The 21,762-nt window shown below is 61.2% G+C and carries 19 protein-coding genes and 1 tRNA gene; 11 read left to right on the top strand and 9 right to left on the bottom strand.

Annotated features, from left to right (window positions below):
• Nucleotides 1-111: 111 nt before the first annotated feature.
• The 4 genes from sppA (at nucleotide 112) to ACSSV3_RS11565 (ending at nucleotide 4,407) form a co-directional block, all read left to right on the top strand.
• On the top strand, nucleotides 112-2,016 hold the full coding sequence (sppA, locus tag ACSSV3_RS11580; protein WP_354325576.1) for a signal peptide peptidase SppA: 1,905 nt from the start codon (nucleotides 112-114) through the stop codon (nucleotides 2,014-2,016).
• Nucleotides 2,017-2,117: 101 nt separating this feature from the next.
• Nucleotides 2,118-2,192: transfer RNA gene (locus ACSSV3_RS11575), tRNA-Val, on the top strand.
• A gap of 206 nt (nucleotides 2,193-2,398) precedes the next feature.
• Nucleotides 2,399-3,571: an acyltransferase family protein gene (locus ACSSV3_RS11570; protein ID WP_354325575.1), complete on the top strand. Its 1,173-nt coding sequence runs from the start codon at nucleotides 2,399-2,401 to the stop codon at nucleotides 3,569-3,571.
• Nucleotides 3,568-4,407: a sterol desaturase family protein gene (locus tag ACSSV3_RS11565; RefSeq protein ID WP_354325573.1), complete on the top strand. Its 840-nt coding sequence runs from the start codon at nucleotides 3,568-3,570 to the stop codon at nucleotides 4,405-4,407. Before ACSSV3_RS11570 ends, ACSSV3_RS11565 begins: the two co-directional genes overlap by 4 nt.
• A gap of 487 nt (nucleotides 4,408-4,894) precedes the next feature.
• On the opposite strand, the gene ACSSV3_RS11560 is transcribed toward ACSSV3_RS11565, so the two are convergent.
• Together ACSSV3_RS11560 and ACSSV3_RS11555 are read right to left on the bottom strand one after the other, a co-directional pair.
• A complete protein-coding gene (locus ACSSV3_RS11560; RefSeq protein WP_354325572.1) occupies nucleotides 4,895-5,572 on the bottom strand; it encodes a Fe2+-dependent dioxygenase in 678 nt (225 codons plus the stop codon).
• A 62-nt stretch (nucleotides 5,573-5,634) separates the two neighbouring features.
• The gene (locus tag ACSSV3_RS11555) at nucleotides 5,635-6,249 is read right to left on the bottom strand and encodes a TetR/AcrR family transcriptional regulator (RefSeq protein ID WP_354325571.1); all 615 of its coding nucleotides are present in this window, start codon (nucleotides 6,247-6,249) and stop codon (nucleotides 5,635-5,637) included.
• 177 nt (nucleotides 6,250-6,426) lie between these two features.
• Between ACSSV3_RS11555 and ACSSV3_RS11550 the strand changes: the two genes are divergently transcribed.
• Nucleotides 6,427-8,748 (top strand): TonB-dependent receptor, encoded by a 2,322-nt coding sequence (locus ACSSV3_RS11550; RefSeq protein WP_354325569.1) that lies wholly within the window; start codon nucleotides 6,427-6,429, stop codon nucleotides 8,746-8,748.
• 48 nt (nucleotides 8,749-8,796) lie between these two features.
• On the opposite strand, the gene ACSSV3_RS11545 is transcribed toward ACSSV3_RS11550, so the two are convergent.
• Entirely contained in the window at nucleotides 8,797-9,018 is a 222-nt protein-coding gene (locus tag ACSSV3_RS11545; protein ID WP_354325568.1) for a hypothetical protein, read from the bottom strand.
• Nucleotides 9,019-9,117: 99 nt separating this feature from the next.
• Here ACSSV3_RS11545 and serS point away from each other — a divergent pair, with 99 nt between their 5' ends.
• The 3 genes from serS (at nucleotide 9,118) to ACSSV3_RS11530 (ending at nucleotide 12,532) form a co-directional block, all read left to right on the top strand.
• Nucleotides 9,118-10,554, top strand: coding sequence for a serine--tRNA ligase (serS, locus tag ACSSV3_RS11540; protein ID WP_354325567.1), 1,437 nt, complete (start codon nucleotides 9,118-9,120; stop codon nucleotides 10,552-10,554).
• A gap of 114 nt (nucleotides 10,555-10,668) precedes the next feature.
• Entirely contained in the window at nucleotides 10,669-11,433 is a 765-nt protein-coding gene (surE, locus tag ACSSV3_RS11535) for a 5'/3'-nucleotidase SurE (RefSeq protein WP_354325566.1), read from the top strand.
• Between the two features lie 16 nt (nucleotides 11,434-11,449).
• The gene (locus ACSSV3_RS11530) at nucleotides 11,450-12,532 is read left to right on the top strand and encodes a potassium channel family protein (RefSeq protein WP_354325564.1); all 1,083 of its coding nucleotides are present in this window, start codon (nucleotides 11,450-11,452) and stop codon (nucleotides 12,530-12,532) included.
• Between the two features lie 63 nt (nucleotides 12,533-12,595).
• On the opposite strand, the gene ACSSV3_RS11525 is transcribed toward ACSSV3_RS11530, so the two are convergent.
• Complete coding sequence (locus ACSSV3_RS11525) at nucleotides 12,596-12,835, bottom strand: DUF6356 family protein (protein WP_354325562.1); 240 nt, start codon at nucleotides 12,833-12,835, stop codon at nucleotides 12,596-12,598.
• A gap of 127 nt (nucleotides 12,836-12,962) precedes the next feature.
• Here ACSSV3_RS11525 and rimO point away from each other — a divergent pair, with 127 nt between their 5' ends.
• From rimO to ACSSV3_RS11510, 3 genes are all read left to right on the top strand, one after another.
• The gene (rimO, locus tag ACSSV3_RS11520; RefSeq protein WP_354325561.1) at nucleotides 12,963-14,354 is read left to right on the top strand and encodes a 30S ribosomal protein S12 methylthiotransferase RimO; all 1,392 of its coding nucleotides are present in this window, start codon (nucleotides 12,963-12,965) and stop codon (nucleotides 14,352-14,354) included.
• A gap of 187 nt (nucleotides 14,355-14,541) precedes the next feature.
• On the top strand, nucleotides 14,542-14,898 hold the full coding sequence (locus ACSSV3_RS11515) for a hypothetical protein (protein WP_354325560.1): 357 nt from the start codon (nucleotides 14,542-14,544) through the stop codon (nucleotides 14,896-14,898).
• Nucleotides 14,899-15,068: 170 nt separating this feature from the next.
• Nucleotides 15,069-15,803 (top strand): L,D-transpeptidase family protein, encoded by a 735-nt coding sequence (locus tag ACSSV3_RS11510; protein WP_354325558.1) that lies wholly within the window; start codon nucleotides 15,069-15,071, stop codon nucleotides 15,801-15,803.
• 31 nt (nucleotides 15,804-15,834) lie between these two features.
• On the opposite strand, the gene tilS is transcribed toward ACSSV3_RS11510, so the two are convergent.
• The 5 genes from tilS to ACSSV3_RS11485 all read right to left on the bottom strand — a co-directional run bounded on the left by tilS (nucleotide 15,835) and on the right by ACSSV3_RS11485 (nucleotide 21,637).
• Entirely contained in the window at nucleotides 15,835-16,851 is a 1,017-nt protein-coding gene (tilS, locus tag ACSSV3_RS11505; RefSeq protein WP_354325557.1) for a tRNA lysidine(34) synthetase TilS, read from the bottom strand.
• Nucleotides 16,842-17,834, bottom strand: a complete 993-nt coding sequence (locus tag ACSSV3_RS11500) for a tetratricopeptide repeat protein (RefSeq protein WP_354325555.1) — start codon at nucleotides 17,832-17,834, stop codon at nucleotides 16,842-16,844. Before ACSSV3_RS11500 ends, tilS begins: the two co-directional genes overlap by 10 nt.
• 142 nt (nucleotides 17,835-17,976) lie before the next feature.
• Entirely contained in the window at nucleotides 17,977-18,972 is a 996-nt protein-coding gene (locus ACSSV3_RS11495; RefSeq protein WP_354325554.1) for a helix-turn-helix domain-containing protein, read from the bottom strand.
• A gap of 145 nt (nucleotides 18,973-19,117) precedes the next feature.
• Nucleotides 19,118-21,388, bottom strand: a complete 2,271-nt coding sequence (gene ptsP / locus ACSSV3_RS11490; RefSeq protein ID WP_354325552.1) for a phosphoenolpyruvate--protein phosphotransferase — start codon at nucleotides 21,386-21,388, stop codon at nucleotides 19,118-19,120.
• Between the two features lie 81 nt (nucleotides 21,389-21,469).
• Nucleotides 21,470-21,637 carry a YdcH family protein gene (locus ACSSV3_RS11485; RefSeq protein ID WP_354325550.1) on the bottom strand — a complete coding sequence of 56 codons (168 nt, stop codon included), beginning with the start codon at nucleotides 21,635-21,637 and terminating at the stop codon, nucleotides 21,470-21,472.
• Nucleotides 21,638-21,762 lie beyond the last annotated feature (125 nt).

Genomic DNA, 21,762 nt, shown 5'->3' with positions numbered 1-21,762 from the left:
CCCCTAGTCGAGCGTCGTGCGCTGCTCAACCCATTCCTGCGGCGCTTTCCCGTGGAAGTTGCCAGCATCAGCGCCTAGATAGCAGCCTAGCGTGAAAAAAGGGACGATTGAATGAGCTTTGTCGGCAAAGTGTGGAAGGTTCTCGTCGGGATCAAGGACGCTCTCGTTCTCATGTTCATGCTGCTGTTCTTTGTCGCGCTGTTTGGCATCCTCTCGGCCCGTCCCAGCCCCGGCCAGGTTCGCGATGGCGCGCTGTTGATCGAGCTTAGCGGGGTGGTGGTTGAGGAAAAATCGGCAATTGACCCCATCGCCGCGCTGCTTTCCGGCAGTGCCCCGATCGAAGAATACCGCGCCCGTGATCTCGTCCGCGCGCTCGACGCGGCGGCGAGCGACGATCGGATCAAGGCGGTAGTGTTTGATCTCACTACGTTTCTAGGCGGCGGTCAGGTGCACCTCACCGAAATCGGTGAAGCGATGGACCGGGTGCGCAAGACGAAAAAGCCGGTGCTGACCTACGCGCTTGGCTATGCCGATGATCACCTGCTGCTGGCCGCCCATGCCAGCGAGGTGTGGCTCGATCCGCAGGGGCTGGCGGTAATTTCCGGGCCGGGCGGCAGCAATCTCTATTACGCCGGACTGCTCGAAAAACTCAGCGTCAACGCCCGGGTTTACCGTGCGGGCGATTTCAAATCGGCGGTGGAGCCCTATTCGCGCAGCTCGATGTCGGATGAAGCGCGCGCGAATGTTGGCGGCGTTTACAGCGCGTTGTGGGAAGAATGGCAGGCCAATGTGAAAAAGGCCCGCCCCAAGCTGGCGCTGGCCCGCGTGACCAGCGACCCGGTCGGCTGGATCGACAGTGCAGGCGGCGATCTGGCCAAGGCGGCGCTGTCCGCCGGGCTGGTCGACAAGCTGGGCGACCGCGCCGCATTCGGCGCACGGGTTGCCGAAATCGCGGGCAAGGACACCTGGAGCAAAAAGCCGGGCAGCTTCGCCGCAAGCGACCTTGGTGCATTCCTCGCCGCTGTCGGCGCTGACACTGCGGGCAAAGCGATCGGCGTCGTCACGATCGCAGGCGATATCGTCGATGGTGAGGCCGGGCCGGGCGTTGCCGGGGGTACCCGCATCGCTGACATTCTTGACGAAGCGCTCGACGATGATCTGGCCGCGCTGGTGGTGCGGGTCGATTCGCCGGGCGGATCGGTGACCGCTTCGGAAGAAATCCGCCGAGCAATTCAGCGCCACCGCGACCGCAAGATCCCGGTCGCCGTCTCTTTCGCCAACATCGCGGCAAGCGGCGGTTACTGGGTATCGATGTCGAGCGACCGCATCTTTGCCCAGCCGGAAACCATCACCGGTTCAATCGGGGTGTTCGCGGTTGTGCCGACCTTTGAACAAAGCGCCGCACGCCTTGGGGTCACGGCGGACGGTGTCCGCACCACGCCGCTGTCCGGCCAACCCGATTTCATCGCGGGTTTCTCGCCAGAAATGGATGCGATCCTGCAAGCCTCGATCGGAGGAAGCTACACGGATTTCCTCAATCTGGTGTCAAAGGCGCGCAAGATGCCAGTCGACAAGGTCGATGCCATCGCGGGCGGGCGCGTATGGGATGGCGGCACCGCGCGCCAGCTTGGCTTGGTCGATGAGTTTGGCGGGCTACAAGATGCGCTGGCATGGGCCGCTGCCAAGGCAGGGGCGAAAGAGGGCGAATGGCACCCGGTTTTCCTTGGCGACAAGGCCGAGAATTACGATTCGCTGATCCGCCAGTTGGTGACAAGCAACGCGGCAAAAGCACCGGTGACACAGGGCGGTGATATGTTCGCCCTTACCGCACGGCGAAATGGCGACCTCGCCGCCCGTCTGACGCGCGATGCACAGCGGTTGCTCGGCACAGGCGGCATTCAGGCCTATTGCCTTGAATGCCCAGAGAGCGTCAGCGCGCCATCCCGGCGTGAGAAAACCAGCCGCGAGTATCAAAGCACGTTGTTCAATTTGCTGGCATGGATGGCAGCGCCATAAGGTCCATTAGAAATTCCAAGCGAAGCCAGCGGCAACGCTTGCCAAGCGCGTGGGCGCTCAGTAAAGGCGCTCCCCTGTCCGGGCTGTTCGGCCCCGAGGACGGGCGCGTAGCTCAGCGGTAGAGCACACCCTTCACACGGGTGGGGTCACAGGTTCAATCCCTGTCGCGCCCACCATCTTTTCAGACACCTATATGGAAAGATGATGCCACTAACCCCGCGAGGTGTAGCGGCAGGGGTATTTAACGCCTCGGCCCCGATCAGAAAATGTTCAACGGAGAATCTAAGAAGCGACTTAGAGCGGGACACAGCGCCTCTGCGACAATTACCTACGTTGACAAAATTCGATTCCCTCGGGATTAGGGAGCCTAGGGAAAATCCCTTTGCGGGGAATCATGCGATATACGGGGGCCAAATATTTCTCTTTCGCGAAGCAAGATCGTCACAATCCGTGGCTCGATCTGCTGCGATCACTTGCGATATTTCTGGTCTTGCTTAGGCATGGCTCGCGCATTGAAGGCCAGGCCCCATCGGGTGACTTTCTTTCCAATGTTTTTGCCAATGGCTGGATTGGCGTCGACCTGTTCTTTGTCCTTTCGGGATATCTGATCGCCAGCGCACTGATCCGGCGATTTGAAGTGCGGAAAACCCTTTGGCCCACGGCGTATTTCAGAGACCGCATTTTACGCATTGTGCCGGCCTACTACGTCGTGCTGCTGCTCTGCATGCTGGGCTTCTTCCCGGGCTTCTCGATTAGCAGCTCCGCCCCCGGCGAAAGCTTTATCGCGCACCTTCTGTTCCTACAGGATTACACCGGGTCCGACATCAACGTCGTCTTCTGGTCGCTTGGTGTCGAGGAGAAGTTCTACATTCTCGCGCCGTTTGTGATTCTACTCATGGTTAGGGCAAGGACGATCACCCAATGCGCATTATTGGGTTCGTCGCTGCTGCTGATCTCTCCCATTTGTCGGGGATTGGCTTTGGCCGCCGTCGATCAGCCGATTAGCTATGAGGAGTTCTTCTACCTTTTACGAAGCCCTTTCCACATGTCGCTAGAAGGGTTTGTCGTGGGCATCATGGCGGCGCTCATCCTTTCAAAGGGCTGGTCGATCTCGAAGGCGAACGCCGGCATCGGACTGGCCGCAAGCGGCGGCGCCCTACTGCTCGTCCTCGGCTCGCATGATTTCTATGCCAGCATCACCGGATACGATGCATGGTTGCAACCAACGATATTCGCGTTGCTGTTCGGCATCATGCTGCTTTGCGCCGCATCGCTGGACGGCGAGAAACTAAAGTTAGAACCTTTCTTTAGAACGAACGCGCGTCTGAGCTATGCGCTCTATCTCGTCCATTTTCCGCTAATCCCGATGGCAACCTATTTGAGCCAGCAGCAGCATCCGCTCGTGTTTTGGGCGATTTATCTGCTGCTGGCCTATACCGCAGCAATTCTTCTACATTTCGGCATAGAAAAGCCGTTCCTGATCATTAAGAACCGCGCGAACAAAAGGGTTCGGACCTCCGGCGGTTTCGAAGCAAAGGAAGCGGTTGCACCATGACCTTCCTCGACAATTATGCAGACCATATCCTGTTTCTGCTCAGTGCGGCGATGATTTTCTTGCCGCTTGAGCACATCCTACCGCGCGTGAAGCGTGAGAAGTTCATTCGCGAAAACCTCAGCCTTGATCTGCTTTATATGCTTCTGGGCGCGCTGATGATCATGCTCCTAGCAGGTCTGTACATCAGCCTCGTGGTGGGCCTCTTAGGGAACCTCATTCCCGAATCAGCGCAGGCTTTCGTTCGGTCGCAACCTCTCTGGGCGCGCGTGATACTGCTGATCATCGCAGCGGATTTTTATTATTACTGGGCGCACCGCCTGTTCCATACATTCCCGGTTCTCTGGAAATTCCACTCCATCCATCATTCGATCCGGCAGATGGACTGGATCGCTGCGCATAGGACGCATCCTATCGATACCGCCATCACCAATTCCGGAGCCATTATCCTAGCTATCCTATTTGATTTCGGCGCTGCTGCGGTGCTCCTCTTCAGCGCGCAATTCTCATGGCATTCGCTGCTAAAGCACTCGAACATCAAGGTTAGCTGGGGACCGTTTCGCTGGCTATATCTGACTCCCACCTTCCATCATTGGCATCACGCGAATGTGGCGGAGGCCTATGACAAGAACTTCACCGGCCAATTGCCAGTTTGGGACCTACTTTTCGGCACCGCAATAATGGAAGAGAAAACAAGTCCACCAAAATATGGAGTGGACGATCCAGTGCCGACCACATTCCTAGCTTCACTTGCCTATCCGTTCATACCATTAAAAGCGTCAAAAACCGTCAATGCTGGCACTTTGAAGCCTTCGGCTGAACAACCCGCGCAAGATTGACTGCTGAAGAGAAAAGCGGACTATCGCCATCATACCGCATAGGGGCTCACGTCGCTATTCGCGCACCCGTAGCACAAGCGATGGTGCGGCCCCTCGCTCTCGATGGGCCTACGGTAGCGGAGACACGGCCGCGTCACCGTCTCCACCGAATCGTCGAATACATCCCGGCGCTTGCGGTAGTTTCGCGGCCGCTCGCTCAATCGGTCGCCAGCAACATAAAGCCGAAGGCACCGTGCTGCTCTTTCGTCATTAGGTGCTTGGCGTCGTGGGTCCCCGGCGCGTTGCGGAACACGTCCACCCAGAGCTCCTTCCCTCGTTCGATGCGGCACATCTGCCCAAACCGAACCCAGTGCTCGGCAATCGGCACCTCGAAGAGGAGCAGCGAACCTGCGGATCATCGGCACGGGCATGCCGAGCGCGCTTTGTGATTATGCCGTTGCGATCCGCATCGCCAGCGACTGCCTCGCACACCTCTTCGCCCAAACGCTCAGGCGCGCGCCCACATTCGCAACAGGTTGGCGATCGTCTTGTCGAGCGTCAGCAGTTCGGCCGATTGCAGGGGCAGCGTCTGGCGCAGCACAGTGCGCAGGTTTTCAAGATCGAACAGCATGTCGCGTTGCGCCTGATCGGCGATCACGCTTTCGATCCACCCGACGCACACGGTCCTTGTGCCGCGTGTGACAGGCTTTACCTCGTGAATGCTGGCCGACGGATACAGCACCAGATGGCCGGCCTCACCCTTCACTTCCTGGGTCATGCCCGCCGCATGGATCACCAGCTCGCCGCCATCATATTCGCTGGGCGGGGTGAGAAACAATGTAAACGACAGGTCTGTGCGCAGGCGCGCGGAGCCTTTGCCCATCAGCGCATTATCGACATGCGCGCCATATTGCCCGCCAACCTCGGTCTTGCTGATAATCAGCGGGGAGAACCGCCGGGGCTGGGCTGCGGCTTTGATCACAGTGTTTTCGGCGATGATCGGCAGCAATTCATCCTGCACCCGGCGCCCGGCGGTGGTGCCCATCGCGGCTTGCAGGTTGCGCTTCACCTGACGCGCAACCCCGCCCGCCGTCTCACGCCCGTCGCGCCATTCGAGCAGGTCGATGCGCGCGCGCAAGGCGGCAAGGTGTTCAACATTGCTGAGCGCATTGATGACAAGGATCATGAGAAGCAGGCCTAGCGCCAGACGCGCGGCATGAAAAGCGCACGGTGAGTGCTGCCATGGCTTCAGCGGCGCCGAATGCCCTCAGCGAGCAAGCGATTGATCCCCGCCGCGACGTCTTCTGGCGGCAGTTCGGACTCACCCCATACGACATAGCGCAGGCCCGCAAACACGTTCATTCCCATCACCGCCCAAGCCTCAAGCTCTCCCAGCCCCTCGCGCAATTCACCGCTGGCCGTTCCGGCGCGCAAGCGATCGGCGATGCGATCGGCGATGGTTTCGTAGTGCTGACGGTAGCTGGCGGGATCGACGAATTCCGCTTCGTCGATGATGCGGTAGATTTCCTTGTGTTCCGCTGCGAACCGCAAGAATGCGGCGAGCGCCGCCCGCTCAATCTCCAGCGCGCCCATGTCGTCAGAAAGTGCTGAACGCGCGCTGGTGCGCACTTTCTCGCTCATGTCGGCGACCAGCGCGCGGAACAATGCGTCCTTGCTGTCAAAATAGGTGTAGAAGCTGCCCAGCGCGACGCCTGCACGGCGGGTGATCGAACTGACCGAGGCTTCGTGAAAGCCTTTCTCGCCAAACTCCTCCGCCGCCGCATCAAGCAGCTTGCGTAGCGTCCGTCGTCCGCGATCGGTGCGCGGGGTTTTGGCATCGGGCACAGCGCCTTTGGTCAGCATTCGGTCGCTCTCCTTGTATCTGCAACCTGTGTCCTGCTCGCATGACTGTTGCCCATTGGCACCTCCCTCGAACCATTCGCTACGCTTGCATCACATGGCACACAAGTCCTAACTTGAAACATGGTTCAACTTTCAATATCAAGTTGGCGATTGAGGGTGAGGAGAGGAACAAAACCCATGACCAATATGCTTTGCCACCGTGCGCTGCTGCTTGCCGGATGCGCCGGAATTGCCACTTTTGCCGCCCCTGCTCATGCTCAGGAGGTCGCCGACACTGCCACCAGCGTCAGCGAACGGGCCGAAGACGGCGTGATCATCGTCACCGCGCGCCGGCGCGAGGAACGCATGATTGACGTGCCGCTGTCGATCACCGCGCTGACCGGGGAAGCGCTGGAAAAGCAGGGCATTCAGGATATCACCCAGATCGGCCAGCAGGTGCCCAACATCACTCTGGAGGTCAGCCGCGGCACCAACACCACGCTTTCTGCCTTTATCCGCGGCGTGGGTCAGCAGGATCCTGTCGCCGGGTTCGAAGCGGGCGTCGGCCTGTATGTCGATGACGTATATCTTAACCGTCCGCAGGCTGCCGTGCTTGATGTCTATGATGTGGACCGCATCGAAGTGCTGCGCGGGCCGCAGGGCACGCTCTATGGCCGCAACACCATAGGCGGCGCGATCAAATACGTTACCGCCAAATTGCCCGATGACACCAGCGTGAAGATTCGCGGCACCTATGGATCGTATGATCAGGCCGATCTGATCGTCACTGCGTCCACGCCGATCACCGACAGCCTCAAGATCGGCGCGAGCGGGGCGCGGCTGTCGCGCGGCGGGTTTGGCGACAACCTCACGCTGGGCACCGAGAATTACAACAAGGACGTTTGGGCCGCGCGCGGCACGCTTGAATTCAACAACGGGCCGGTGTTCATCCGCCTGTCGGGCGATTACGTGAAGGACAACAGCGAAGCCCGACAGGGCCACCGCCTGATCCCCGGCCAGCTGAGCGGCGCACCCGTGCTTGACGATGTGTTTGATACCCGCGCGGGTCTCAATATCGTCGATCAGGAAGTCGAAGCTTACGGCGGCGCGCTCAACATCGCGGTCGAAGTCAGTGACACGATCACGCTGAAATCAATCACTGGCTACCGCGAGGATTCGTCAACCACACCGATCGATTTCGACAGCCTGCCCGCAGTCGATCTTGATGTGCCTGCGCTCTACGACAACGAACAGTTCAGCCAGGAATTGCAGCTTTTGTATGAAAGCGACAATCTGTCGGGCGTAGTGGGTTTCTACTACCTTGATGCCAGCGCCTTCACCGCGTTTGACGTGGCGCTGTTCACCACCCTGCCCGGCCTGACCGCGCAGACGTTGGGCGATGTCGATACCGAAACCTGGTCAGTCTTTGGCGATTTTACTTATGACCTGACCGATACGGTCAGCGTGTCAGTGGGCGGGCGCTATACTAATGACCAGCGCACCAGCCGGGTGCTGCGCACCACCTTCCTCGGCGGGTTTTCCGATCTGTTTGGCGGGGCAGGCTTCCCGATTGCGGTGACCAGCGATTTTAATGGCAGCCGGACGTTTGAAGATTTCAACCCGCGCGCGTCGATCAGCTGGCAGCCCAATGCCAATCACAACCTCTATTTCACCTATTCGCAGGGATTCAAAGGCGGCGGGTTTGATCCGCGCGGCCAGACCACGGCCTGCCGGAACAGCGCAGGCGGGGCCTGCACCGAGCAGGAAGTGTTCGATTTCATGAGTTTCGATCCTGAAAAGGTCGACAGCTTCGAACTCGGCTGGAAAGCATCATTGTTCGATAACCGGGTGAACATCAGCATCGCCGGGTTCCTCGGCCAGTATGATAATGTCCAGATCCCCGGATCGGTCGGGTTCGACGGCGATAATGATGGCACCAATGAAAGCTTTATCGGCATCACCTCCAACGCCGCCAGCGCCGATGTCAACGGGATCGAATTTGAAGGCAATGCACTGATCGGAAAGGATTTTGCCGGTGAAGGCAGCCGGTTCAGCATCAACTGGTCGCTGGGCTATCTCGATGCCAAGTTCAACACCTTCATCGACGCATTCGGCGTGGACGTTGCCGACCAGCGCGTGTTCCAGAACACCCCCGACGTCACAGCGCATATGGGGTTCAACATGGGCGTGCCGGTGGCCAGCGGGGTGGTGGACCTGATCGGGCTTGCCTCGCTGCGGTCGGATGCCAGCCAGTTTGAAACACGCAACGCGTTCCTCGATCAGGATGGGTTCGTGCTGGTCGATGCCAGTGTGGTTTACACCGCGGATAGCGGATTGTTCTCCATCGGCGTTCACGGCAAAAACCTGTTCGACAAGGAATATATCGTTTCCGGTTTTAACTTCGTGGCGGGCGGGGTTGGCGGTGCGCCGTTCATCCCGACGCTGGGCCGCGAAGGCACGCTGACCGGGTTCTTCGGCGATCCGCGCCGGGTGTTCGTAACCGCGCAGGTCAATTTCTGAACTCTGTCCGGCGGGCGGATGGGCGATATGCCGATCCGCCCGCTGGCTTTATTCCGTATCCGATGTGCTCTCTTCAGCCTGCTGGCGTTGGTCGAGAAAACGTTTGGCGACATAACCGCCGACACCCAGCGCCACCATTGCCGGAAAGCTGAAGCGCGAAACCACGAACGGCACCGCCGTCGCCACAAACGCGCCGGTTGCGCCGCCAAGCGCAGGATGCCCCTTGGCCACGCGAGCGCCAATCGCAGCGCCAATCATTTTGCGGATCATATCCATTTCCTCCTGTTATCTGAACGGTGGGCGAGGCTGCCCGGTTCCCCGGCTTTTGCACCTTCCCTTGATCGGCCTGAACAGGCATAGCGCCGCGTCATGCATGATATCAAATGGATCAGAGATAATCCGACAGCCTTTGATGCCGCCCTGGCGCGGCGCGGGGCCGATCCGCAGGCCAATGCGCTGATCGCGCTCGACGAAGAACGCCGCGCGGTGATGACGCAGGTGCAGGTCGCGCAAAGCCGCCGCAACGAAGCGTCAAAACTGATCGGTGCGGCAATGGCCAAGGGTGACAAGGACGCAGCCGAGGCGCTGAAGGCCGAAGTTGCTTCGATCAAGGACGCAATGCCCGCTTTGGAGGCGCGCGCTGATGAATTAGCCGCAAAGCTGAAAGAAGCGCTGGAGATCATCCCCAACCTGCCCGCCGACGATGTGCCCGATGGCGCAGGCGAGGAGGATAATGTCGAGGTTGCCCGCTGGGGCACCCCGCGAGAGTTCGACTTCACGCCGCGCGAACACGCCGATATTGCCCCTGCCCTCGGCATGGATTTTGAAACCGGGGCGCGGCTTTCGGGCGCGCGCTTCACCTTCCTGCGCGGCGACGTGGCCCGCCTGCACCGCGCGCTTGGGCAATTCATGCTCGACGTCCAGACCCGCGAGCACGGCTACGAAGAATGCAACCCGCCGGTGCTGGTCAAGGACGAGGCGATGTATGGCACCGACAAGCTGCCGAAGTTCGCGGGGGATAGCTTTAACACCCATCTGAACTACTTAGAGTTCTTCGCTGGGCAAATTGGCAAAGCATATGAGGCTCTGGAGCAAGCTGAAGGACCAGCTTTGCTTTGGACTGAAAGCGGAGCCCTTGATCGTCAGAAATTCATCACGCGATGGTTGGAGCAAGCTGACGTTGGTGGAATGACCCAGCGCTGGCTCATCCCCACCAGCGAAGTCCCCCTCACCGCCAGCGTGATGGGCGAATTGCTCGACGAGGCCGCCCTGCCCATGCGCCTCACCGCACTTACGCTGTGCTTCCGCTCCGAAGCGGGTGCGGCGGGGCGCGATACGCGGGGTTTCATTCGCCAGCACCAGTTCGAAAAGTGCGAACTCGTCAGCATCGTGCGGCCCGAAAACTCCGAGGCTGAGCACCAGCGCATGGTGCGCGCCGCTGAAACGATCCTCGAACGCCTGAACCTGCCCTATCGCAAGCTGCTACTCTGCACCGGCGACATGGGCTTTGGCGCGCGCAAGACCTATGATCTGGAAGTCTGGCTGCCCGGACAGGGCGCTTATCGCGAAATCAGCTCCTGTTCGAACACCGGTGATTTTCAGGCGCGGCGGATGAACACCCGTTATCGCGTTGCAGGGGAGCAGAAAAAGACCGAATTCGTCCACACCCTCAACGGCTCGGGCCTCGCGGTCGGGCGCACGCTGGTGGCGGTGATCGAAAATTGCCAAAACGCGGATGGCAGCGTGACCGTGCCTGACGCATTGCTACCCTATATGGGCGGGGTGAGCGTTATCTCGCCCAATTGACCTTAATTCGTCACCCTGAACTTGTTTCAGGGTCCATCTTGCCCCACCAAACCGCGCGCGAAAGGACAAATGGATGCTGAAACAAGTTCAGCATGACGAAGTTGGAGGTGAGGCATGAGAATCCTCCTCACCAATGACGACGGCGTGCACGCCCCCGGCCTCAAGGTGCTGGAGGAAATCGCGCGCCAGTTTTCCGATGACATCTGGATCTGCGCCCCGTCAGAAGAACAATCGGGCGCGGGCCATTCGCTTACGCTGACGCGCCCGGTTCGGCTCAACACGCTGGGCGAACGGCGTTTTGCTGTTACCGGCACGCCGACCGACAGCGTGATGATGGGGCTGCGCACGGTGATGCCATCGCCCCCCGATCTGATCCTGTCCGGCGTCAACCGCGGGGCGAACCTGGGCGATGACATTACTTATTCCGGTACCGTCTCCGCCGCGATTGAGGGCGCGCTGGCGGGTATCCGATCGGTTGCCTTCAGCCAGGTCTATGCCCGCGAAGGCATGGGTTATGACGTGCCGTTCGGCGCGGCGCGCGAATGGGGGACGAAGGTGCTGGCTCCGCTGATCGATGCGCCGCTGGCCGAACGCACGCTGATCAACGTCAATTTCCCCGCGCTCCCGCCAGAACAGGTCAAGGGCATCCGCGTGGTGCGCCAGGGCTTCCACGATTATTCGCGCGGCAGCATCGTCGAAGGGCGCGACCCGCGCGGCTATCGCTATTTCTGGTTCGGGCTGGATCCGATCGAACACACGATGGATCACGGCACCGATCTGGAAGCAATTGATGATGGCTATGTCGCGGTGACGCCGTTGCAGCTTGATCTGACCCATTATTCGACCATCGGCATCCTTGCCGAACGGTTCGCGGATTAAAGGCAGAGGCGAGCCGATGGCTACGGACAAACCGACGCGCAACCCGTTCAAGCGCAAGGCAAAGCTGGCTGATCAGTTTCAGCCGCTGCGACGCGCGGTCAGGATCCCCGTTTGGGGCGATGTCGGCCTGAGACTTGGCCTGGCGTTCGGGCTGCTGGGGATGGTCATCCTGATCCACTGGCTGGACCGCGATGGGCTTGTCGACCATGTCGATGGCCACATCAGCTTTCTCGATGTGGTCTATTTCACCATGATATCGGTCACTACCACAGGCTTTGGTGACATTGCCCCGGTCAGCAATTCGGCGCGGCTGGTCGAAGCGGTGATCGTCACCCCGGTGCGGATCGCGGTGCTCTTTATCTTCGTGGGCGCGGCCTACGATTTCGTTATCAAACGCAGCTGGGAGAAATGGCGTATGGCCCGCATACAGGAACAGCTGAGCGATCACGTGGTGGTGCTGGGCTACGGCGTATCCGGATCGCAGAGCGTGGGTGAGCTGATCGAACGCGGCATTGATCCGCGCCGGATCGTTGTGGTCGAACCGAGCGAGGATCGGCTGGCCGAGGCTGAGAAGCTGGGCGTGAACGTGATGGCCGCCGATGCGACACGCGACGAAACGCTGAAAGCGGTGCGCATCGCCGAGGCGCAAAGCGTGCTGGTATCAGCCGGGCGCGATGATACCTCGATCCTGATCGTGCTGACCGTGCGCCACCTCGCGCCCGATGTGCCGATCAGCGTAGTGGTGCGCGCCGATGACAATGAATTGCTGGCCCGGCAGGCGGGGGCAAACAATGTCATCAACCCGGTGCGATTCACCGGGCTATTGCTAGCGGGCAGCGTCAAAGGCGCACACATTGCCGATTACCTTGCCGATCTCGCCAGTGTTAGCGGGCGGGTACAACTGGTCGAACGGGTGGTGAGCGAGGCCGAGTGCGGCTTGCCGATCACCGATCTGAAAACCGGCGGTCAGGGTCTGCGCATCTACCGCAATGGCCGCGCCATCGGCTTCTGGGAGGACGAATGCCAAACGCTCCAGCCGGGCGATGTGGTGGTGGAAATCGTCCCGACCATTGGCAACGAAGGCGATGAACCGATCTGATCCAAGATCAGCGAAACATCCGAACCGCTCCGCCCATCGCTGCCATGCCTGCCAGCCGGGCGCTCAGATGACGTAGTTGAATTCCTCGGCGTCGGGCGAAGGCTTGCGGCCACGCATTTCCGCATCGAGCTGCACAACGGTGCGGCTGGCCGTCTTAACGAACAGGCCCGGAACCACGGCATGGGCCATGCAGGCAAACCCGCCGATTACCATTCGCCAGCCAAAGCTCATCGCGGTGCGGGCGTGCTGGCCATAGGTTTCGCCAATGGAACGCGGATGTTCGGTAAAGAGCTTGGTGATCATCCCGCTTTAATGCCCGTTGAACCCGATCCCCGTCAAGCCTGCGAGGATGCGGAACACTGGCCTTTGGGCCGCAAGAGCGAGGATATTCTGGCGCGATGTGCGCACAAGGTGTAGGGGCGCGCCGATTATGACCACAGCTCCCACCACAAAGCCCACCGTTCTGGCCGAACAGAAGCGCATCGGTATGGTCAGCCTTGGCTGTCCCAAAGCGCTCGTCGATTCCGAACGTATCCTCACCCGGCTGCGCGCCGATGGCTATGCGATGAGCGCCGATTATGCCGGTGCCGACGTGGTGCTGGTCAACACCTGCGGGTTCCTCGATTCGGCCAAGGAAGAAAGCCTCGCCGCGATTGGCGAGGCTATCGCTGAAAATGGACGCGTGATTGTGACCGGCTGCATGGGCGAAGAAGCCGACGCGATCCGTGCCGCGCATCCGAGCGTGTTGGCGATCACCGGCGCGCACCAATACGAAGCCGTGGTCGAAGCCGTGCACACCCACGCCCCGCCCAGCCAAGGCCCGTTTGTCGACCTGATACCACAGCCGGATATCAAGCTGACCCCGCGCCATTATAGTTATCTCAAGATTTCCGAGGGCTGCAACCATTCCTGCGCGTTCTGCATTATCCCGCAATTGCGCGGAAAACTCGCCAGCCGCCGGATCGATGCGTGCTTGCGTGAAGCGGAAAAGCTGGTCGCGGCGGGTACCCGCGAGCTGTTGGTGATCAGTCAGGATACCAGCGCCTATGGCGTCGATATCCGCCACGAACCGCGCCTGTGGAAGGGCCGCGAAGTGCGCGCTCACATGACCGATCTGGCGCGCGAATTGGGCGGGCTGCGCACGCCCGAAGGCACCGCGCCGTGGGTGCGGCTGCACTATGTCTATCCCTATCCCCACGTCGATCAGGTCATCCCGTTAATGGCCGAAGGGCTGCTGACGCCCTATCTCGATATCCCGTTTCAGCACGCCGCGCCCAAGGTGTTGAAGGCGATGAAGCGCCCCGCGAACGAGGCAAAGGTGCTCGAACGGCTGAAATCGTGGCGCGCCATCTGCCCCGATATCGCGATCCGCAGCTCTTTCGTGGTTGGCTTTCCCGGAGAGACCGAGGACGATTTCCGCTACCTGCTCGATTGGTTGGAGGAAGCCCAGCTTGATCGGGTCGGCGCGTTCCGGTTTGAACCGGTCGCAGGCGCGGCGGCCAATGACCTGCCCGATCCGGTGCCCGAAAGCATCAAGGAAGAACGCTACGCCCGGATCATGGAGGTGAGCGAACGGATCAGCGCCGCCAAGCTTGCCGCCAAGGTCGGTCGCAGCTTGCCTGTCATCATCGACGATGTTGGCGAACCGGACGAGGATGGCGACATAGGCGCGACCGGCCGCAGTCGGGCGGATGCGCCTGAGATCGACGGCGCGGTGTATTTGCGCAACGTGCCCGAAACCCTTGCCCCCGGCGATATCGTCACCGCCATGATCGAGGACGCCGACGCGCATGATCTGTTCGGGGTTATACGGGCGAAATAATCGACAATATTTGACGTCGGATACTTTCTCCAGCTTATTATATCATTAGTGCAGGTTGTATTTTCGCCAGTCATCACCATTTAGAGACCAAGCTTAGGCTCTCTCAATATTCATCGGTATTCCCCTTTGTCGATTGAACGCCAGCCCGACATGCCTTTGCGGTCGGTCGGCAAGAAAGGATTATACGATGAAAAAGTTCACCGAAATTGCGACTTTTGCTCTTCTGACGATGGGCTTGGCCGCTTGTGCGGGGTCAGCGAGTTCATCGATGAACGCGGGCGAACGCATCTCCGAGCGCGGCGGTGAAATTACGCAATATGGCAACGCTTGGTCTTCCGGAGACAAATCGGTTCGCGATGGCGAAAAGCTGAGCGCGAAAAGCAGCGACAGAATCGCCGACGCCCGCAAGAAACTGGCCAAGGCCGAGGCCGACCAGTCCAAGGCGCAACAGATGATCGCCGACGGCAAGATTGCGATGCGACAATCCGAAGCCGATTATGCTGCGGCCCGCGCTGGCCCGGCTGCGACGACCATTCCGCAGTAAGGCGGAACGCATTTTCGCGGCGCGGCGGGCGCGGGTCGGGCAAACACGGGCATTAACCCCCGCCCTCGCGCCGTCCCCGCAAGGGACGCGGGATGGTTAACGTCTGGTAACGTTGCGGATAAGGCGGCATAATTGCGGGCATGAGGACGATTCTTGCACTCCCGCTCGCTTTGGCTGCAGTTGCCGCGCTACCGATGCTCGCCGCCGCGCAGACCAGCGCAGGCCACACCGCCGAATCCGCACAACTGATCGCAGCGCGCGCTTCGGATGCGTTTGAACGGATTGATCCCGACGCCGAAATGCCGCTTGGCGATGACAGCGTGACGGCTGGCCTGGCCGGAGCCTCGCGCAACCCGGCGGTGCGGATGATCGCAAACGAGATGGTGCAACCGCTTCCCAAACCAGCGGCCACCCCCACCCCTTCTGCTGTCAGCAAAAACGATCCTTTCGTGATCAAGTCGATCCTGCCGATCGAAGGTTCGATCCGTTATGGCGACTGGTTCTGGGATGAAAGCGCTGCGCCCAAGGCAGGCAAGTTGGTCGTGACCGTCGATCTGGAAGCGCGCGTAATCAGCGCGTTCCGCGATGGGCACGAAATCGGCACGGCGGTCGCCCTGCTCGGCACGCAGTCACACCCCACGCCGCTCGGCACTTTCCCGATCCTGACCAAGGAGAAGGACAATATCTCGGAAAAATACAACAACGCCCCGATGCCACACACCTTGCGGTTGACGTGGGATGGAATTGCGATCCACGGTTCGCCGGTGATGAATGGCTATGCCAGCCACGGCTGCGTCGCTGTGCCCGATGAATTCGCTGCCAAGCTGTTCGCTGCGGCCAAACGCGGGGACAAGGTCATCATCACCCGCGGCAAGATGGTGAGCGTGGGCGACAAGGTGCTGTAACCCAAACGGAGCGGTAACCCCGCACCTGTTTTCAGTGCGCAGCGTTCCTCGGTGGTTCACGGCGGAAGCGCCAAACGCGCATCATCACCCCCACTTTCTCGACCCGCTCAACGCCAGCCTGAGCCAGCACCCCGCCGATTGAGGCGTTGTTGCCCTGCCATAGCCGATCCCACGCCCGCGCTGCCTCCGCCCGTGTGGCATGGCCGCCCAGCGCGGCGATAATACGCACCAGCGTTTCAATCCCCACCACCCGCGGCGCATTGGCGCAATAGGAATAGACCGGCGCACCGGGCGCAGTGTCATCACGCATCACCATCTCATGCCAATCGCATTCGGCATACCAATCAATCGCCTGCCAGCTTTCGGCCAAATGTGCTGCGCTTGCTGCCAGTTGCACCGGATCAAGCCAGCCTGCCGCCTCGGCCAGTCGTGCACGCATCTGCACCCGGTCAAAATCGGGATTGGCGTTGGAGGGATCGCTGGCCGGGGTGATACCGCAGGCAGCAACCATCTGCGCCAACTCCGCCTTGCGCCAGCCCAGCAGCGGGCGCAGCAGCGCAACCTCGCTGCCGACAATTGTGTTGCGGGCGCGCACGCCCGCGAGCCCTGCCAAACCGCTGCCCCGGTTGAGCCGCATCAGCAGGGTTTCGGCCTGATCATCGGCGTGGTGCGCGGTGGCGACTGCGCCCAGCCCGATATCCCGCGCCCAGCCTGCCAGCGCGGCATAACGCGCCTCACGCGCACGGGCCTGCACATTGCCGGGGGCAAGATCGACCCGCAGCGCGGTGAAAGGAATGGCGCGTTCGCTCGCGATCCGTTCGACCAGCGCCACCTCGCCAGCCGCTTCGGGCCGCAATCCGTGGTCAATGCTGGCTACCGCGATCTGACCAGGCAAGGCCGCATGGGCGAGCAGCAGCAGCGCCAGACTGTCCGGCCCGCCCGACACCGCCAAACCCAGCGGGCCATCACGCTCTGCCTCAGGCCACAGCGCCGCCAGATCAGCGGCGAAGCGCGCGGTCAGCGCTGGCGCGGGTTCGCTTAGCTGCACGTCACCTTGGCGCGGTTGGCCTGATACTCATCGGCCAGCCGCCCGGAAGCGATCAGCGGATAGGTTTCGGCGAATTCGGCCAGCGCGATGCAGGCCCGCTTGGTATCCTTCATCGCGATCATCGACGCGCCAAGATAAAGCAGGCTGTCAGCCGCGCGGTCACCGTTCTTGTTCGCCTGATAGTTGCGCAGGAACCAGCGCGCGGCATCCTCCGGCAGGTTGTCATCAAGGAACGCGCGGCCCAGCAAGTTGCGGCCAAAACTGATGCGCGAATGGGTGGGGTATTGCTCGACGAACTTGGTCAGTTGCTGGCGCGCTTCGGGATAGAAGCCCGCGTTCCACAGACGAAAGCCATAGGAATATTCGTCATCACCGGCATCGGCGGTCTGCGGTTTGGCAATTTCCTGCACGGCGGCAAGGCGGCTTGCGCTGGGCGCGGCAACCGGGGGCGACGCCGCTGGAGCCGAACCTGTTGGTGTCGAAACTCTGGGGGCCGAAGCCGCCGGGGTCGGAACCGGCGGGACCAAAACGGTGGTGCCAGCCGCCGAAGCCGGAGCCGGAGCCGGAGCCGGAAGGTTCATTGGAGCACCCGCCGCCGTCTCAAGCATCGCAAGCCGTGTTTCCATCTGTGACAACGCATTGGCCTGCTCTTCCGAGCGCGCGGTGAGTGTCCGCAACTGCCCTTCCAGCGCATCGAGCCGCACCAGAATATCGGTCACTGCAGTGGTCGCAGGGGCGCCAATGTTCGACGCAGTGACAGCGCCCCCCTCGGTTCCCGGCGCAATCTGCGGTTCAAAAAACCGGCCATCGGCACCGGGGAACATTTTGCGCTGCAAGGCGCGCACTTCGGACTCGATCTTGCGGATGCGCGCCTCTGCCGCATTATCCTGCGCCGCTGCGGGCACGGGCGCGGTCACAATCGTCGCCGCAGCAAGTGCCACGCCGGCAAGCCGCAATGGGAATATCCGGAACGCGGTGGTCATGGCTCGTCAGGCTCCCTGGTAATAGCCGCGCGGGTTTGCAGCGCCGCGCATGAACAGATACGGAATCCTTGCCGCGTCCCGACCGCCAAGTCGAGGGCGCGTCACACCCTAATCAACGATAAATTGCGACGCATTGCGATGATCAGTCGGGGGTGCCCTCGCCATTACCGTTATCCGAAGGCTCCGGCGACGGGGCAGGCGTATTATCGGGCGCAGGCGCTGTCGGAACTGCTGGAACCTGCGAACTGCGCGATGCGGTGACAGGGGCAGGCCGCGACGGTGCGTTCCGTATCGCAGCAGGCGCGCTGCCTGCGGCAGTCACATCCGGGGCAACCGCTTGTGCTGATGGCCCGCGCGCTAAGAGCGCTGCGGCTGAAACTTGCGCGTTTGATAGGGTCGTCGCCCGGTCTGCCAGCTTGGCAGTCGGCTTCCCGCCCACAGTGATACCCAACGCATCGGGACGTCCGGTGTTGATCCGGGGGTCGGTGGCGGTGGCCGGAACAGTCACAGTCTCACCCCGTTGCAACGTGCGTTCGAGCAGCCGTTCGCCGCCTTCCTCGTAGAGCCGCAGCCACACGCCGTCTTCGAGCGCGGTCAGCACCACGACCGCGCCCGGATCAGGCGAAGTCATCGCCGTGATCGGTTGGGCGACGGGTGCCGGCGCAGGATCAGGGGCCGGAGTGAGAAGCGAGCCAGGCTCGGTTCCCGCGCCGAAATAGGAATTGTAGAATGCAAACGCTCCGACCGCGAGCACGAGCGCCGCGATCGCCCCCGCCCACGCCAGCCCTGCCGAAGGCAGCCGCGCCGGGTCGCCCGGTTCCATCCCCGATCCAGGCACCGCGCGGCGCATCGTGCCATCGGCAAGTTCCGATCGCACCGCATCGGTGATCTTGACTGGGTCGAGGCCTACAGCTTTAGCAAAGGTGCGTGAAAAGCCGATCGCATAGGCGCGCGAAGGCAATGCCTCGAATTGCCCGGACTCGATAGCCTGAAGGTGACGCACGGGAATCCGGGTTTCAGCCGCGACTTGCGCCAGATCGACCTGCAGCGCTTCACGCGCGGCGCGCAATTGCGCCCCCGCCCCGACGCTGGGGGTTTCGCCAGCGCCATCTGCGCTTTCGTCGTGCTCGCTATCCATGACCCGGGTCCGCGCCTTCTGCCGAGGCTGTGAGTGTGAATTTACCTGAATTGCCCTTTGGTGGGACTCGCCTGTTGCAGGGGGGTCTGTCAAGCATTGCACGTGCGGGGCGGCGCGTGCAGCACTCGCTCAGCCGCATTAGCAATCAATCATATTCGATTTCGCGCGCATCGGCCCATGCTGACAGTTCGGTGCGCAGGTTGCAGCCGGGGTCAGCCAGCCAGCCGGTCATTGCTGCTGACAGTTCGGCAAGATCGATCTTGCGCACCAATTCCTTGATCGGGCCAACCGCCGCCGGGGTAATTGATAGGCGGCGATAACCGATCGCCATCAACGCCAGCGCCTCCAGCCTGCGCCCGCCCATTTCGCCGCACACCCCGATATCGACGCCGCTGCCGATGCTCGATTGCATAACCCGCCGCAGGAAGCGGATGATCGAGGTGCTGAGCCAATCATAGCGTTCGGCCAGCTTGGGATTGGCGCGGTCAGCGGCAAACAGGAACTGGGTAAGATCATTGGTGCCTATCGAGAGGAAACTGAGGCGCGGCAGCAGCAGGTCGAGCACTTCAGCCAGCGCCGGAACTTCCAGCATCGCGCCAAAGTGAATGCGTTCGGGCAACAGCTTCTTTTTCGCGCGCAGGTAAGCGAGCTGTTCGTCAAACACCGCCTTGGCGGCGTCAAACTCCCACGGTTCGGACACCATCGGGAACATCACGTACAGCGACCGTCCAGCCGATGCCTCAATCAGCGAACGCGCCTGAACCTTCATCAACCCTTCGCGTTCCAGCGCAAGCCGCAGGGCGCGCCAGCCCATCGCCGGGTTTTCATCCTGCTCGGCGATTTCCGAGGCGAGATAGGGCACCGACTTGTCACCCCCGATATCAACCGTGCGGAAGATCACCGGCTTGTCGCCAGCCGCCTCCAACACGTCACGATAAAGCCGGGTCTGGCGGTCGCGCTGCGGCAGCGTGGCGGAGACGAGGAACTGGAATTCGGTGCGGAACAGGCCGACCCCATCCGCGCCCGTCATCGCGAGCGAGCTCATATCATCGCGCAGGCCAGCGTTGATCATCACCTGAATGCGGGTGCCGCAGCGTGTGAACGGTTCGACATCGCGCAGCGACGCATAGGCCGCCTGTTTTTCGCGCGATTTGGCAAACCGCGCCTGAAACGCATCGGCAATCTGCGGCAGCGGGCGCACGATGGCAGTGCCTGCACCTGCATCAAGCAGGATCTCGTCGCCTTCGCGGATGGTGGCACGCACGCCTTTCGTGCGGCCAATCACCGGCACGTTCATGGCGCGGGCGACGATCACCACGTGCGCGGTAAGCGAGCCTTCTTCAAGGATCACGCCCTTCAATCGCCGCTTGTCGTATTCGAGCAATTCCGCCGGGCCAAGATTGCGCGCGATCAGGATGGTATCACGGCGCAGCCCTTGCGAGGCTGCGGTGCCGACCTGACCTGAAACCGTGCGCAACAGGCGGTTCGCGAGATCCTCGAGATCGTGCATCCGGTCTGCCAGCAACGGATCGTCGATCTCGCGCATCCGCATCCGTGTGTGTTGCTGCACGCGTTCAATGGCCGCTTCGGCGGTCAGGCCGCTATCGATCGCCTCGTTTATGCGCCGCGACCAGCCTTCGTCATAGGCGAACATCTTGTAGGTTTCGAGCACCTCTTCGTGTTCGCCGCCGACGCCGAATTCGGCCTGACTGGCCAGCGTGTCGATCTGTTCGCGCATCCGGTCAAACGCGCGGTAAACCCGCTGACGTTCTGCCTCGACATCCTCGGCCATGACCTGAGTGATCTCGACACGCGGTTGATGATAGACGGCAAACCCGGCCCCCAGCCCTTTCACCAAAGTCAGGCCAGTCAGGGTCTGCGGCCCGGTCTGTTCCTGCGTCAGCCCGCGCGCTTCTTCTTCGTCGACCAGTTCGGCATTGGTGATCAGTTCGGACAGCACCATTGCAGTGGTCTGGAGCGCCTCGATTTCGATGTCTTCGTAACGGCGCGGCTCGACATGCTGGACACACAAGACGCCCACCGCACGTTCGCGGTAAACAATCGGTACGCCAGCAAAGGAGTGGAACTTGTCTTCCCCGGTTTCAGGGCGGTAGAGAAAGTCAGGGTGCGCCTTGGCTTCAGCCAGGTTGAGCGTATCAACCTTCTGCGCGATCACGCCGGTCAGCCCCTCTCCAACGGCCATGCGGGTTACGTGTACCGCGCCCTGATTGAGGCCGCGGGTGGCGAAGAGTTCGAGCATGCCTTCGCGCAGCAGGTAAATTGAGCAAACCTCGCTCGACAGGCATTCGCCGATGATTTCGACCACCTGATCCAGCTTGGCCTGCGCGTGCAGGCGCGATGCCATGACTTCGGTCAGGCGGGTGAGTATCTGGCGGGCGGCAGCGGCAGCAGTCATGGAAATATTGGCTTAGGCACTCCGTTGGGTAAATGCAAAAGCGCAGATCACGTCTGCCACCGCCTAGCTGATGCGCAGCGATCAGTGGCTGGCAATTTCTTCCTTCAATCGCAATTTCTGCTTCTTGATCGCCTGGATCATCGCGGTGTCGGGCACAGGCCTTGCCATTTCATCGCGCAGGCGAGCTTCGAGGCCGGCGTGCTTGCTGTGAAGGGCGTGGAGGTGGGAAGACACTGCGGTCGATGCCATATTGCGTTCTCCTTGCATGCGGGGGGATGCCCCCGGAACAGGCGACTCGGCACAAACACGGCCGGGCCGCAGGTTCCATTGAAACCATATTGAGCCTGCCTTGCAAAGCCCTGATGGACTGCAAA

This window comes from Porphyrobacter sp. MBR-49, assembly GCF_053628655.1.
The sequence above is the reverse complement of the archived record's forward strand: the minus strand, read 5'-3'. Positions and strand labels throughout refer to the sequence as shown.